We start from the raw sequence: 14162 nt of genomic DNA, 5'->3' as shown, positions 1-14162 counted from the left end.
TTTTTAGATTACCTGAGGGCTTTCTTCTATAGTTTTCTCTACTGCCACCTGGTTTTGTGGTTTTCTAAAAGTCCACAATTTGTTGATGATAAAGTTGACTGGCATGGCAATCATCGTGCCTATGGCATTAGCCCAATATACTTTTGTTCTAAAACCGGTGGAATCATCAAAAATATGATCCGGTAAAGATATTGGCGATTGTGCATTCATCAGTAGCGTCGCCACAGCAGTGCTGACGATAAAAGCGGTAAATCCGGTCAAAAGGAATGGAAAGAAACCACGCCACCAACTACGCAGCGTTCTATCATTGAACGTCCACATTCTGTTGAGTTGATAATTCCATGTATTTGCGATCAAAAAGGCACATGCCATAAAAACGTGATACCAACGGACGTTGAAAGGTGTACCAAAGATATTAAAGAAGGAGTCATATTCAGAAATACCCCAGCCCCATTGCAGTAGTTTTCTGACTACAATCACTACAGCAACATTGACGAATACGCCTGAACCGCCCACAATCCCGAATTGGATGAGCTGTCGAAAATTACGCACAAATCGTGACAGATCCAGATCGGTCAAATGTATCATCCTTCCACACGAATAAAGTAACCCAGGAAACTTTACTCGCTCAAGGCACATTCAAGCCAATCACACGCAATATACACAGGAATTATATGATTAGGAACCTAATCGCTGCACTACCTGAGCAATATCCTCATCAGAACCAGTCAGCGCAATACGAACAAAGTTCTCTGCCTGCTCACCATAAAAAGAACCTGGCGCTACGACGATACCATGCTGTGCAAACCACCGTACGGTATCCCAGCAGTTCTCGTCACGAGTTGCCCACAAATATAGCCCCGCTTCAGAATGCTCAATCCGAAAACCTGCTTGAGTCAACGCCTCAAGCAGGGCTTCACGACGCTTCTGATAACGCATTTTCTGCAGTTGTTCCTGCAAGTCATCGTCGAGAGCTGCTGCCATTGCTGCTTGGTTAGGACCAGGCATCATCAACCCAGCATGCTTGCGTACTTCTGTTAGCTCAGCGATAAGTTGCTCGTCGCCAGCGAAGAAACCAGCACGATAAGCAGCAAGATTAGATGTTTTAGAAAGGGAATGAATTGCAAGAATGTTATCGTGATTACCTGCGCATACTCGCTCATCTAAAACAGAGAATGCTTCTCCTTCCCAGACAAGACCAAGATAGCATTCATCAGAGGCAATGATGGCGTTATGCTCACGTGCCCAAGCAATAAGCTGTTGCAATTTGTTAAGCGCAATTATCTCACCCGTAGGATTGGCCGGTGAGTTAATGAAAATCAAATCTACATCGCGTGCAATATCTTCCGGCAACTCGCTAGGATCATCGCAACGGACTGGGGTTGCCCCAGCCATGAGCACTGCGACCTCATAGGTAGGATATGCAATGCGGGGAATGAGAACGTGCCCACGTATTCCCAGCAAAGTAGGTAATAACGCGATTGCTTCTTTGGTACCAATGACCGGCAGAACCCCTTTTACTTGTGGGCAATGAAATCGTCGTTCCAATGCTTTAATAATGGACTGGCGTAATTGAGGGGTGCCAATCGTTTGCGGATAGCCTGGTGCTGCAGCAGCTTGACTCAAGGCAAGTTGAATACCTGGCGCAACCTCATCTATGGGAGAACCAACTGAAAGGTTAATAAGCCCATCTGGATGTGCTTGTGCTTGCGCCTTTATTGGTTCTAAGGAGTTCCAGGGGAAATCTGGAAGAAGAGAACCAAGTTGTGTGCGTGCCATGCTGCCTTGCCTTTTCTTTAGGTGTTTTACGCTTGCGGCGGTAACTGCGCTACCAATGGTGGGTCAAAATCTTGTGGACCTAGTTTTGCCGCACCACCCGGTGATCCTAGATCGTCGAAAAACGCTGCATTCGCATCATTGTAATCAAGCCATTCATCTGGAACATCATCTTCATAGAAAATGGCTTCTGTAGGACACGCTGGCTCACACGCCCCGCAGTCGACACATTCATCTGGGTGAATATAGAGGGAACGTTTTCCTTCATAAATGCAATCGACAGGGCATTCTTCTACGCAGGCCTTATCCATAACATCAACACAGGGCTGTGCGATTGTGTACGTCATTGGCTATTAAATCTCCAGTTCACACTGCTAAGGGATAATTATCATCACTAATATAGCAAATCTAGTTTTTACGCTACATCCATTATGTCATCTCTTGTACGTCAGCGGCGAACTACCACCAAGAACACCACATAAAAGCAGCACGACGCTACGTAAGCTAGAAGCAACAAGTTGATCACCGCTGACTTCTCCGCAGATACTCAACACACAAAATGCCGCTACCCACACATATAGTGGTAATAGAGCTAGCGCTTTAGTTTTCGTCCATAACAACGCTGTCCGAGTCAATACTGCATTAAAAAAATAAGCAACAAGAATCATAAATGGTGCTGGAATCCCAGCGATATGCACACCGAGATACACTATTTCTAATAATGCAGAAAGCAATGAACCAAGGCATAGCCACAATAGGCCCATCACCTGTTCCCCGCGGCTAAAACCACTATAGGTATGCTTTTCAGTTACTTTTATGCTTTCCGACGCTTGCTCAGCCATTCTACAATCCTGCCATAACATCAGTGCATGGATAATCATTTATTTGCGCCCCAATTTGGTATTCCTCTGTACGCATAATTGGCCGCGCCAGACGATTTGTGAGCGCAAAAACTTCAGCTACAAGTGCGCGATCATGAATTCTTGCTTGATAAGCAGCATCATGAACATCATTGCTCTTACCATCTGCGATGGCTAATTGTGTGGCGTGAGAACGCATTGCAGCGATTTTCTTTGCCACATCGCTATGCGTCAGTGCAACAGAAATATCATACTGCGATACACTTGCTAATTCTTCTATATCAGGTTTATGCCAACCATCAGGAGCGTCGAAAGCTCTCAAAGCTAAGTCCAGTTCAGTTCTACCAGTTACTGCCCACAAGATACGAGGAATGGTTACTACTTGAGCCGCCTCATGCGTAATGTGGTGAGCACGAATATGATCGGGGTGTCCATAGCCGCCATCAGGACCATATGTGACAACCAAATCTGGCTGTTCATACTGGAAAATCTCACACAATTGTTGCACAGCATCCGCCCCAGAATTGATAAAAGCACGTGGATGGTCATTAGCTGGATCACCCTGCATACCCGAATCACGCCACTGCCCCGGGGCACCTAAAAATTGACCACGTACCCCCAGGATTTCCAGAGAACGATGGAGCTCATGAATGCGAAAACCGCCTAATTGGTCAGCATACTCTGCTACTAACTGACCATATTTTTCCCCAAAAACTTCCCCTTGTTCGCCAAGAGTACAAGTAACCACCAAGACATCAGCACCACGCCGCACTAATTGCGCTAATAAGCCGCCTGTCCAGATCGCCTCATCATCAGGGTGCGCATGTACTGCTACTACTTTCTTTCCGTCAAGATCCCCCATCATCACTCCTGTTCTTTTTGCACCATTATTTATAGATCTAATGCACATTCGCTAAAATTGTGTCCAGAGTTTGACTATTGCGCTGCCACAACTCGGTATCGGGTGCTGCATCTGTATGCGCAGCCACAAACTCTTGTTCACGAGCACTTACCCGTGTATCGCGCATAATACTTATCGACAATGCTTGTTCTTGTTCTACTTGATGCGTCCATTGCGTTATTTCTTCTGCACTACGCTCACCGGCTATCGCGTTCGTAATGAACTCTTGAGCACTAGAATCGCAAAAATTACTAAAATTTGTCCCCAAAATTGCATCAGTTTGCGCTGAGTCTTCAACTACTGATTCTTTTTGTTCCTCTTCCTTAGAGTTGTACTCAGGAAAAAGTTGTGATGGCTGCGCCTGAAAAGCACACTGATACCTGCTCAACATATCAAAGTTCCGCCAACCGACAACGAGATCTACTTTATGCTGTGGGATATAGTCTTCTAGGAGTGTTGCTGTATCTGTGGTTATCACCGTGGCAGTATATCCTCGAGCAAGATACATATTCTTGAGAGTATTAGCGCTACGCTCCGCTACAGGATCTTCTGGATCGACCCCAATGCGAATACCAGAGGCCAATTCAGCTAATTCTGGAGCCAGTTGTGTTTGTTGTACCTCGTCGGCATAATCATTGCTGCTTATGTCCAGATAATCGGTTCTACCTGCGGCAATTTTTGCTAATAGCTCAACGTCGATAAGCGAAAAAAGTTCTCTGCGCGTTTGAGCTGTCAAAGCAGCATTTGCGCTAATGCTAAGCTCTAAGTCAGTAGTGTATGTATTAAGCTGTGCCCCAGGAACTAACGCCAAGGAATCCGCCAAAGTTTGCGTAGGTGTTACATTGAGATAAGCGATTTGCTTTGACTGCACAAGTTCAGTGGCCTGATTCTCTAAGCGAATCTCACGGAAAATTAGTTTTTCTACCTGCGCTGGGTTTTCTCCCCAAAAGCGATCATTACGGTTGAGAATAATCACGCCACGCTGCCTATCGACGTCACGGATCAGGTACCGACCTGCCGAAACAGGAATCGTACTCGCAAGTGCTTCACTAAAAGTCTTGCCTCGTAAAATATGCGAAGGCAATAGTTGAGCAAAAAGACGCTGCCAATTCTCGACCCGATGATGAAAACTCACAATGACCGTCTTACCCCCATCAGCAGAACGAATATCTGCGATTTCTCGATATAACGCCGAATCAAGGGCGGACGGTGCATTGGTGATACGACGTGCCAGATATTGAAAATCAGAAACTGTAATGGGAGTACCATCACTCCACTGTGCCTCTGGTTGTATCCGGTACTGCACTGTCATGGCAAAAGGATTACCTTGATCGTCTTGTTGAGGCGCAATGACATCAGCTGAGCGCACAACATCGCGATTCATTACTCCATCTTGAAAAACACTAGGTAATACTAAAGAACCCAAAAGGCGAGTGAAATAACTATCATCGGCAGCCAAATGCGGATTGAATCCATGAAAAACTGGATCAATTCCGATAGTAAGTTCCGTGCTCTGTTCTTTATCTGGTTTGCTGCGCGCAGCCTGAGCAGTGCTCGTCGCATTGCTGGTGCTTGGCAGCTGACTTGTTGCAGTATCATCACCACCAGGTCCATTAGGTTCAATGGGTGCCGCACCAGGATTAGCTGCACAAGATACCAGCAGCATAGCACTAAGACATAATGCCACAATCGACGATAGCGAAGAAGATACAGCCTGAGCACCAGCAGTCATACTGACCATAGTAACCCATCACAGAAAAAACTAGCTTGCTGCCAATACTATTTGTATTGCATCAAGCTAGTTTTGTTTCAGTTTTGTGCTTACTGCTTACTGTTACTTATTGCGAGCTTTTTCACGTGAGCGAGCACGAGCACGATCTGTAGCATTGAGAATAACTTTACGCACGCGCAATGCATCTGGCGTAACCTCAACGCACTCATCTTGACCACAGAATTCCATTGCCTCATCCAAAGACAAAACGTGCGCCTTGGCCAAGGTCACAGTGGCATCTGCAGTAGCAGAACGCATATTAGTGAGCTTCTTTTCTTTCGTAATGTTAATATCCATGTCTTCATCACGGTTATTAGCACCCACGACCATACCTTCATAGGCTTCCATACCTGGTTCAACGAAGAAGTTACCTCGATCAGCCAATTGCTGTAGCGCATACGCCGTGATTTGACCAGAACGATCCGCCACCAATGAACCAGATGCACGGTCTTTGATCTCGCCAGCCCATGGACGAGCCTCAATGGAATAGGAGTTTGCAATACCAGCACCACGAGTTTCAGTTAGGAATGTTGTTCTAAACCCAATCAAACCACGAGCAGGAACATCAAATTCCATGCGTACCCAGTCACCAGAAAGATTAGCCATCGCGGTCATTTGACCTTTACGCGCAGCAAGTAACTGAGTAACTGCTCCCTGGAACTCACTCGGAGTATCAATCACCAAGTGCTCATAAGGCTCATGTACTTTACCATCTACTTCATGTGTCACTACCTGTGGCTTACCTACAGTAAGCTCAAAGCCTTCACGACGCATTGTCTCTACCAAAACAGACAATGCCATTTCACCACGACCTTGGACCTCCCAAGCATCTGGGCGTTCAGTAGGCAATACTCGAATCGACACATTACCAATGAGCTCTTGATCCAATCGCGCTTTCACCATACGTGCGGTAAGTTTATCCCCACCGCCACGTCCGGCTAAAGGTGAAGTATTCACACCAATAGTCATCGAAATTGCTGGTTCATCAACACTAATACGTGGCAATGCAACAGGATGCTCAATATCAGCAAGAGTATCGCCAATCATAATGTCTTCGATACCAGAAATAGCCGCAATATCACCTGCGATCATGGCATCATTAGTTGACTCGCGTTCAACGCCCACAGTGCGCAGCAACTCAGCGATTTTTACATTCTTAACCTGTTGGTTACCTTCTTCATCATAGTGAATCCATGCAACTTGCTGGCCTTTTTTCAACTGCCCCGCGTGGATACGCACAAGCGCAATACGACCAAGGAAAGAGGAGGAATCCAAGTTCGTTACATGCGCCTGCAGTGGAGCATCTACCGTTGCAGATGGCTCAGGAAGAACATCATAAATCACCTCAAATAGCGGCTGCAGGTCTGGGGAATCTGGCACATTTCCATTACCCGGATTAGTTGTTGACGCTTTACCCTCACGACCAGATGCATAAAGAACTGGCAGGTCAAGGAGCTGCTCTGCAGCTTCTGCCGCTTCTGGATCTTCAAGCGAGGAAGCAAGTTCTAACAAGAGATCTTGAGCTTCTTCAACAACCTCATCAATGCGTGCATCAGGACGATCAGTCTTATTAACCACAATAATCACTGGCATCTTCGCAGCAAGTGCTTTACCGAGTACGAAACGGGTTTGTGGTAGTGGACCTTCAGAAGCGTCGATAAGCAATACCACGCCATCAACCATGGATAGACCACGTTCTACCTCACCACCGAAATCAGCGTGACCTGGGGTATCAATGACGTTAATAATGAGGTCATTACCGTCTTTACCAGCGCCTTTTCTTCTGATGGCAGTATTTTTCGCAAGAATGGTAATTCCTTTTTCCTTTTCCAAGTCTCCGGAATCCATCACACGATCTGTGATTTCACCGTGCTCACCAAAGGCACCAGATTGTTCAAGCATTGCATTAACTAATGTGGTTTTTCCGTGATCTACGTGTGCAACGATTGCCACATTACGAAACTCTGGAAGAGTCAAAGGTATCTCCTGATTCTCAGCGCGGTACAAACCGCAATTTTTTGATAATAGATAAAGCTCTACAGCGTTTTAACGATACTCTACGCAATAGGGTTTGTGCACATTGAAAAGCAATAAAGCCCAGAGTGCACCCCCTTGACACGCTCATATATACCCCTATTGTTAAACGAGAACTCTTATGTATCCAGAAGAAAACTCAGAAGAAAAAGATGTGGCACCAATGACTGACCTGCACCCTATTAAAAAAGAAATTTTTGACACTACTACACTCATCAATATCGACCCTAAAGGCATCGAACGCCAAGTTGATATTTTCCGCAACACAAACGACGGACTCTATATGGCACGCGGGGCAAATCATCCGCAATTCGGCTACTTAGAGAGTTGGTTATTGCCACGCGTTGGCTTACGAGCCAATATCTTTCACTATCGACCAAACATTATCCGACGTGAAGACCTATATTTTGACTTAGTGAGCATAACTGAGCATGAGGGAATCTGGCAGACCCGCGATCTTTACCTCGATCTGTTATGGACTCGTGGTAATCCTGTGCGCATTGACGATGTTGATGAACTCATGGCAGCAATAGCAGCCGGGTTCATCGATGCCGTTGAAGCAGAGAAGGCAATCAATAATGCCTTGAGTGCCGTCGACGGCATAGCCAGAAATGATGATGATCCTTTGCGCTGGCTGAGTGCCATAGGTTTTAATGTGAGCTGGGCACAAGATGTCACACTCATGCCTGCTCAATAAAAGTATGACCGTCACGAGAACGCGACGATCATAATCTCCATATATGCGCAATGATTTACGGCTCTAGGGTCAAGAGTTCTCAACCATACCGGTACCTAATTCAATGCCTAAACCGGGGACTGAATTAATCAAATCACGCGTGTAGTCTTGTCGCGGCGCGCTAAAGAGCTCATCCGCACTCGCCTGCTCTACGACAGCACCTTTTTGCATGACGACCACATGGTCAGCAGTCTGACGCACAACCGCCAGATCATGCGTAATAAAGAGGTAGCTCAATCCTAGTTCGCTTTGTAAATCAGCAAGTAACTGCAGAATCTGGTTCTGCACCAATACGTCCAATGCTGATACTGCCTCATCAAGCACAACTACTTCTGGTTTTAGGGCCAAAGCACGCGCAATAGCGATACGCTGGCGTTGTCCGCCGGAAAGCTCATTCGGGAATCGGCGCATCGTCGAACGTGGCATGGCAACCATATCTAAAAGTTCAGCAACCCGCTTTTCTCGTTCCTTGCGCGAGCCAACTTTGTGTACCACAAGTGGTTCCTCGATACAGCGATAAATCGAATACATCGGATCAAGGGAACCATAAGGATTTTGGAATACCACTTGTAACTTACGACGCATATCAAAGAGTTCTTTTTTGCCTAAGGTAGACAAATCAGTTCCATGATAAAAAACTTTACCCGAGGTGGGATCGATAAGGTTGAGCACCATATTCGCTACTGTTGATTTACCAGAGCCCGACTCACCAACCAATGCCAAAGTGCTAGATTTATGCAATGAAAAACTGACGTTGTCGACAGCTTTGAGTTCTGCCTTATCACCGCGTTGACCACGCACGTGGAAAGTTTTGCTGAGGTTTTCCACGCGGATAACTTCCTCGGTTTCTTCTGTGCTATCGCTACGCAAAAGCTCTGTGGTTTGCACACCTTGCGTCTGTGCTGCTTGGATACGAGCAGAAGCCAAGGAAGGGGCAGCTTGTACCAAACGCTGAGTATATGGATGTTGTGGATTGCGCAGAATTTCTAGACTTGGCCCCGACTCCACTATTCGTCCGCGGTGCATTACCACAAGATGTTCTGCACGTTCTGCTGCCAAACCAAGATCATGAGTAATAAACAGCACTGCTGTACCCATTTCTTTGGTCAAAGTATCCAAGTGGTCGAGGATACGACGCTGCACTGTCACATCAAGTGCTGATGTCGGTTCGTCGGCAATGAGCAGCTTGGGATGAGCTGCAAGTCCCATGGCTATGAGGGAGCGTTGGCGCATACCTCCAGAGAATTCATGTGGATATTGCTTCGCCCGACGCTGGGCATCAGGTAGTCCTGCCTGGTCTAAGAGTTCAAGCACGCGTTGGTTCATCTGCTCACGCGGCACTACTTCATTAGCAGTGAGTGCTTCCTTGATCTGCGTACCAATGCGCCATACTGGGTTGAGGTTACTCATTGGGTCTTGAGGGACAAGTCCGATATGAGAACCACGATAAGCAATCATTTCTTTATTGGAGAGGTGGGCGATATTTTTTCCTTCATAGCGGATCTCGCCACCGGTGACTTTGCCTGTTCCAGGTAATAAACCAATGATTGACATGGCAGTTGTGGATTTACCTGAACCAGATTCTCCCACAATTGCAATGGACTGACCAGGGTAAATGCTTAGGTTTACCCCTCGTACTGCTTCTACGGTTCCAGTGGTAGAGCTAAAAGAAATATGGAGGTCTTTAAGCTCAACTAAAGGTTGTGTCATGGTTATCCTCCTCGGTTATTTCTTTCGGCTCTTCGGATCAAGTGCATCTCGAACGACATCACCCATCATGATGAAGCTCAATACAGTAAGCCCCAGTGCCACTGCTGGATAGAACAACACCATTGGCTGACTGCGTAACGACGATTGTGCCTTAGAAATATCTGCACCCCAGGACACAATGGTAGGTGGCAAACCAATGCCCAAGAATGACAAGGTAGCTTCTGCCACAATAAAAGTTCCTAGTGCGACTGTTGCGTACACAATAATAGGAGCGGCAGCATTGGGCAGAATGTGGCTGTAGAGTCTACGCAGCGGGGATGCTCCTACGGCTTTAGCTGCGGTAACAAATTCTTCATTTTTTACACTCATCACTGCACCACGAGTAATACGAGCGATACTTGTCCATCCAAAAAGCGCTAACACGACGACCACTGTGATAATGGTGCGGTGTTCCTTAAACATTTGCATTACGACGATTGCTGCAAGCACCAGGGGTACGGCATAGAAAATATCGACTATCCGAGACAACACAGAGTCGATAACGCCGCCAAAGAAACCGGCTAGTGCCCCAATGATAGTGCCGATACACACTACTGCTACTGTGGTGAGGATTCCAACCAAAACAGATGCGCGTGCACCATAAATTGTCCGAGCGTAAATGTCGCAGCCTTGGCGATCAAAGCCAAAGGGGTGTCCGGAACGTGGCGCGTCGAGTGAGTTTGCAAGTTCACAGAATGTTGGGTCGGTTCGGGAAAAGACCTGTGGGAATAATGCCATGACAATGGCAATAAAGATAAGTATTGCTGATATCCAAAACAGCGGACGACGTCGTAAGTAGCGCCATGCTTCTGCCCACATTGAACGTGGTGCACTGTCATCGACAACTGCGTCTACTGCCCCTAGTCCTGTTTCATCTGTATCGGCAACAAAACGCTCTTGCCCTGGCAATGTATGAGCATTATCTGAGGTAGGAAGGTCTTTTTCATAAGAGGTATGAGGTATATTAGGCATAGCGAATCCTTGGATCTAGCACGGCATAGAGCAAATCAACAAGCAAATTGGCAACGATATACACGATGACCAACACGGTGGTAAACGACACTACAGTTGTTGGCTCTCCTTTAAGAATTGCTTGGTAAATGGCACCACCAACACCGTTAATACCGAAAATACCCTCGGTGATAATTGCCCCTCCCATAAGCGCTCCCAAATCAGATCCCAAGAAAGTAACCACGGGAATCAGAGAGTTACGCAAAATATGTCTGGACACTACATCTTTTTCTTTTAATCCCTTTGCCCTCGCTGTGCGTACATAATCTGCCCGGATATTTTCACTCACTGACTGCCGAGTCAAGCGCACCACATAGGCAAAGGACAATAGCCCTAGCACTAATGCAGGCATGAGCAATGCTGTTAATGATTTATTAGAACCAACTGTTACTGGCAATAATTCCCACTTAACTCCAATGAGAAATTGGAATACAAAACCCACCACAAAGGAAGGCACAGCAATGACGATAAGGGAGATTACTAGCACTGTGGAATCAAAAATACCGCCACGACGCATTCCAGCAATTACACCGAAGAACACCCCAAAAATGGCCTCAAAAACTAATGCCATAAGTGCTAACTTGATGGTCACGGGAAAGGCATTAGCCATTGCTTCTGCTACTGGTCTTCCGGAGAAAGTAGTGCCGAAGTCTAATTGAAAAATACCCTTAATATAGAGCAAATATTGCACGATAAATGGTTTGTCCAAGTTATATTCAGCTCTGATTCGTGCTTCTGCTGCGGGAGATAAAGCACGATCGCCGCCAAGAGCCGCAACAGGATCACCCGGCATAAAAAACACCAGTGCATATAGTAAGAATGTCGCCCCAAAGAACACGGGGATCATCTGGAGCAGTCGACGCCCAATATAGCGCAGCATAAGGTTCCTAACCCCTTTTTCTTCTCTGTCCTCTATGAAACACAGCAACCCCACTCCATCTTGCGATTATGCACATGAAGTGGGTAATTATGCTGTTTCATCTGTATATGACTTTTTATTTCTTGGTGATCTTGTAGTATTGCGGAACCGAGTTCCAGCCGTAAGTCACATTAGAAACATTTTCCGAATAGCCACCGGTCACATTTGAGTACCACAATGGGATACCTGGCAATTCTGTGAGCAGAATTTCTTGTACTTGGGTGTAGAACTCTTGTGCTTCTTCAGGAGTCTTTGCTTCTTGAGCTTTGCGTAGAAGGTCATCTACCTTTGGGTTGGAGTAATCGCCGTCGTTAGAACCAGCCCCAGTGTGGTAGACAGAGATCAAGAATGAACCTTGGCTTGGATAGTCTGCTTGCCAACCAGTACGGAATGCGCCTTGGATGGTGCGTGAATGTATGTCATCGCGTAATGACTTGAAATCAGGGTATGGGTTTCCTACTGCATCAATACCAAGAGTGTTCTTGATTTGGTTGGCAACTGCGTCTACCCATGCTTGGTGTCCACCGTCGGCGTTGTAGCCGATGCTGAATTCACCGGTAAATGGCGAGATAGCATCCGCTTTTGCCCATAGTTCTTTAGCTTTATCTGGGTTATAGGCAAGCACTTCTGCGCCAGGGATTTTATCGTTGTAACCCGCAACTACTGGAGAGGTGAAATCAGTTGCTGGAGTACGTGTGCCTTGGAAAATGGTCTTAGTGATTTCTTCACGGTTAATCGCCATAGCGATTGCTTGACGACGCAACTGCCCTTCTTCGCCTGAGAAATGTTCAAGTTTCGATGGGATCGTAAAGCCTTGGTAGATAGCTGCTGGCTGGTTGACTGCTCGATCACCTAGTTCAGACTCAAAGGTGCTAAAAGCTGAATCTGGTACTGCATCGAGTACGTCGAGGTTATTGGATAGCAAATCGGAGTAGGCAGCATCTTGCGAAGGATAGAAAACGAACTTTATTCCGCTGTTTTCTGCCTTACGATCTCCCTTATAGTTCTCATTTGGCACTAGAATTGCCTGAGAGTTGTGATCCCAGCTCTCTAACTTATAAGGGCCATTACCATTTGGTTTCTCACCAAAGGTAGCCATATCGTCGAAAGCCTCATCGGGCAGTGGATAGAAAGCAGTGTGCCCTAGTTGAAGGGTAAACTCGGATTGTGGTGCTTTTAGTTCAATGGTGAAGGTTTTGTCATCAATGACCTTCAGGCCTTCGAGTTCTTTTACGCCTTCTGCATAGCCTAAAATTGGCTCGAAGAATTGCGCTGCAAGCTGGTTATTTTCTACCGCATAGTTCCATGCTTTGACAAAGTTTTCTGCTTTCACTGGGCTACCGTCGGCAAAAGTAATGCCGTCTTTGAGTACCACCTTGTAGGTTTTGTCACCTTCAAGTTCAATGGACTCTGCCATGTCATTGTGCGGCGTGCCTTCAGCGTCATAATAAACAAGACCTGCATAGAGCAAGTCAATCATCTTGCCACCGGAAGTCTCATTAGTATTGGCTGGGATTAAGGGATTTTGTGGCTCTGAGTTGTTGGCAACGACATAGCCGTCTTCACCGCCACTTGTGGAGTCAGAAGAACACGCCGCAAGTCCGGCAATAAGCGCTAGTGAGGAAGTAGCTACAATGGCTTTTCTTAACTTCATCAAATACACCTTCCAAATTTAATGCACGAGATCACTACCACTGCAGTATGCGTAGAGACAACCGAAGCAGTAATTAAGCGGTAAGCCTAGCATAAAGTTCTAGGACTCATTTAGTTATTTTATAGACTTAAGTCACTAAAACTATTTAATTATAGATATTACGAGGTAGAGTGCAGATATCCTGAACAAGAAATAATAAGCAGCTACCCCTTCGATCCCCTATCCAGGTAGCCAGCGCTACTATGTCACAGCTGTGTCAAAAAGGGAAACACAACATCTTTCGACAAAGGCGCCACACTTTGGGAATAAGCAGCCTCCGACGCCAAGTCAAACCAACAAAACTCAGCCAGTTCAGCAAAAACTTCTGTCACAGCAACAGCCGGAGAATAATCAAAAAGTTCACATTGCACCACATAGCCATCTTCATTTGCTGCCGGCGCACAAAAACTTCCTAAAGCCTGCAGTCTCGATGGATCTAGTTCGAGACGCAATTCTTCCCAGATCTCACGAATTGCAGTTTCTTGAGCACTCTCATGTTGTTCCCGCTTACCACCTGGGAGCATAAAAGACGCCGTATTATTTTTGCGGACGCTCAACACTTGCCCTTGATCATTACGGAGGACAACAGCAGCGATACGAATAACTTTTTCCTGATCTAGATCAGCGTCGTTAAGCATTATTATGCTCCCTTCCTGCAATATCATAACCCTTTTGGGTAATGCATAATGCTACCCCATGTGCGTTTATCGCA

Annotated in this window: 13 protein-coding genes; 1 reads left to right on the top strand and 12 read right to left on the bottom strand. The window is 46.2% G+C overall.

What is annotated here, in order from left to right:
- Positions 1-3: 3 nt before the first annotated feature.
- The 7 genes from EML15_RS07335 to typA all read right to left on the bottom strand — a co-directional run bounded on the left by EML15_RS07335 (position 4) and on the right by typA (position 7285).
- A complete protein-coding gene (locus EML15_RS07335) occupies positions 4-579 on the bottom strand; it encodes a GtrA family protein (protein WP_246858194.1) in 576 nt (191 codons plus the stop codon).
- Between the two features lie 99 nt (positions 580-678).
- Complete coding sequence (gene dapC / locus EML15_RS07330) at positions 679-1779, bottom strand: succinyldiaminopimelate transaminase (protein WP_144274480.1); 1101 nt, start codon at positions 1777-1779, stop codon at positions 679-681.
- A 26-nt stretch (positions 1780-1805) separates the two neighbouring features.
- A complete protein-coding gene (gene fdxA / locus EML15_RS07325) occupies positions 1806-2123 on the bottom strand; it encodes a ferredoxin (RefSeq protein WP_144274478.1) in 318 nt (105 codons plus the stop codon).
- An 87-nt stretch (positions 2124-2210) separates the two neighbouring features.
- Complete coding sequence (locus tag EML15_RS07320) at positions 2211-2618, bottom strand: hypothetical protein (protein ID WP_144274476.1); 408 nt, start codon at positions 2616-2618, stop codon at positions 2211-2213.
- Between the two features lies 1 nt (position 2619).
- Positions 2620-3498 (bottom strand): N-acetyl-1-D-myo-inositol-2-amino-2-deoxy-alpha-D-glucopyranoside deacetylase, encoded by an 879-nt coding sequence (gene mshB / locus EML15_RS07315; protein WP_144274964.1) that lies wholly within the window; start codon positions 3496-3498, stop codon positions 2620-2622.
- A 37-nt stretch (positions 3499-3535) separates the two neighbouring features.
- Positions 3536-5269, bottom strand: a complete 1734-nt coding sequence (locus tag EML15_RS07310) for an ABC transporter family substrate-binding protein (RefSeq protein ID WP_210471999.1) — start codon at positions 5267-5269, stop codon at positions 3536-3538.
- Between the two features lie 102 nt (positions 5270-5371).
- Complete coding sequence (gene typA / locus EML15_RS07305) at positions 5372-7285, bottom strand: translational GTPase TypA (RefSeq protein ID WP_144274472.1); 1914 nt, start codon at positions 7283-7285, stop codon at positions 5372-5374.
- 220 nt (positions 7286-7505) lie between these two features.
- Between typA and EML15_RS07300 the strand changes: the two genes are divergently transcribed.
- On the top strand, positions 7506-8039 hold the full coding sequence (locus EML15_RS07300; protein WP_144274962.1) for a DUF402 domain-containing protein: 534 nt from the start codon (positions 7506-7508) through the stop codon (positions 8037-8039).
- A 69-nt stretch (positions 8040-8108) separates the two neighbouring features.
- Here the strand turns inward: EML15_RS07300 and EML15_RS07295 are convergent, their stop codons facing one another.
- The 5 genes from EML15_RS07295 to EML15_RS07275 form a co-directional block, all read right to left on the bottom strand.
- The gene (locus EML15_RS07295; protein ID WP_144274469.1) at positions 8109-9788 is read right to left on the bottom strand and encodes an ABC transporter ATP-binding protein; all 1680 of its coding nucleotides are present in this window, start codon (positions 9786-9788) and stop codon (positions 8109-8111) included.
- 15 nt (positions 9789-9803) lie between these two features.
- Positions 9804-10799, bottom strand: coding sequence for an ABC transporter permease (locus EML15_RS07290; protein WP_144274467.1), 996 nt, complete (start codon positions 10797-10799; stop codon positions 9804-9806).
- Entirely contained in the window at positions 10792-11718 is a 927-nt protein-coding gene (locus tag EML15_RS07285) for an ABC transporter permease (protein ID WP_144274465.1), read from the bottom strand. The genes EML15_RS07290 and EML15_RS07285 overlap by 8 nt, the downstream gene beginning before the upstream one ends.
- A gap of 115 nt (positions 11719-11833) precedes the next feature.
- On the bottom strand, positions 11834-13411 hold the full coding sequence (locus tag EML15_RS07280; protein WP_144274463.1) for an ABC transporter substrate-binding protein: 1578 nt from the start codon (positions 13409-13411) through the stop codon (positions 11834-11836).
- Positions 13412-13656: 245 nt separating this feature from the next.
- Complete coding sequence (locus EML15_RS07275) at positions 13657-14088, bottom strand: NUDIX domain-containing protein (protein WP_144274461.1); 432 nt, start codon at positions 14086-14088, stop codon at positions 13657-13659.
- Positions 14089-14162 lie beyond the last annotated feature (74 nt).

It is taken from the genome of Corynebacterium sp. sy017 (assembly GCF_017918135.1).
Taxonomy (GTDB): Bacteria; Actinomycetota; Actinomycetes; order Mycobacteriales; family Mycobacteriaceae; genus Corynebacterium.
This window is presented reverse-complemented; position numbering and strand designations above follow the sequence as displayed.

Excerpts from the sequence above, each read along its gene's own strand:
- EML15_RS07300 (WP_144274962.1), top strand. The coding sequence starts at position 7,506 with ATGACTGACCTGCACCCTATTAAAAAAGAAATTTTTGACACTACTACA.
- EML15_RS07290 (WP_144274467.1), bottom strand. The coding sequence starts at position 10,799 with ATGCCTAATATACCTCATACCTCTTATGAAAAAGACCTTCCTACCTCA.
- EML15_RS07285 (WP_144274465.1), bottom strand. The coding sequence starts at position 11,718 with ATGCTGCGCTATATTGGGCGTCGACTGCTCCAGATGATCCCCGTGTTC.
- EML15_RS07310 (WP_210471999.1), bottom strand. The coding sequence starts at position 5,269 with ATGACTGCTGGTGCTCAGGCTGTATCTTCTTCGCTATCGTCGATTGTG.
- fdxA (WP_144274478.1), bottom strand. The coding sequence starts at position 2,123 with ATGACGTACACAATCGCACAGCCCTGTGTTGATGTTATGGATAAGGCC.
- EML15_RS07275 (WP_144274461.1), bottom strand. The coding sequence starts at position 14,088 with ATGCTTAACGACGCTGATCTAGATCAGGAAAAAGTTATTCGTATCGCT.
- dapC (WP_144274480.1), bottom strand. The coding sequence starts at position 1,779 with ATGGCACGCACACAACTTGGTTCTCTTCTTCCAGATTTCCCCTGGAAC.
- EML15_RS07320 (WP_144274476.1), bottom strand. The coding sequence starts at position 2,618 with ATGGCTGAGCAAGCGTCGGAAAGCATAAAAGTAACTGAAAAGCATACC.
- EML15_RS07280 (WP_144274463.1), bottom strand. The coding sequence starts at position 13,411 with ATGAAGTTAAGAAAAGCCATTGTAGCTACTTCCTCACTAGCGCTTATT.
- EML15_RS07295 (WP_144274469.1), bottom strand. The coding sequence starts at position 9,788 with ATGACACAACCTTTAGTTGAGCTTAAAGACCTCCATATTTCTTTTAGC.
- mshB (WP_144274964.1), bottom strand. The coding sequence starts at position 3,498 with ATGGGGGATCTTGACGGAAAGAAAGTAGTAGCAGTACATGCGCACCCT.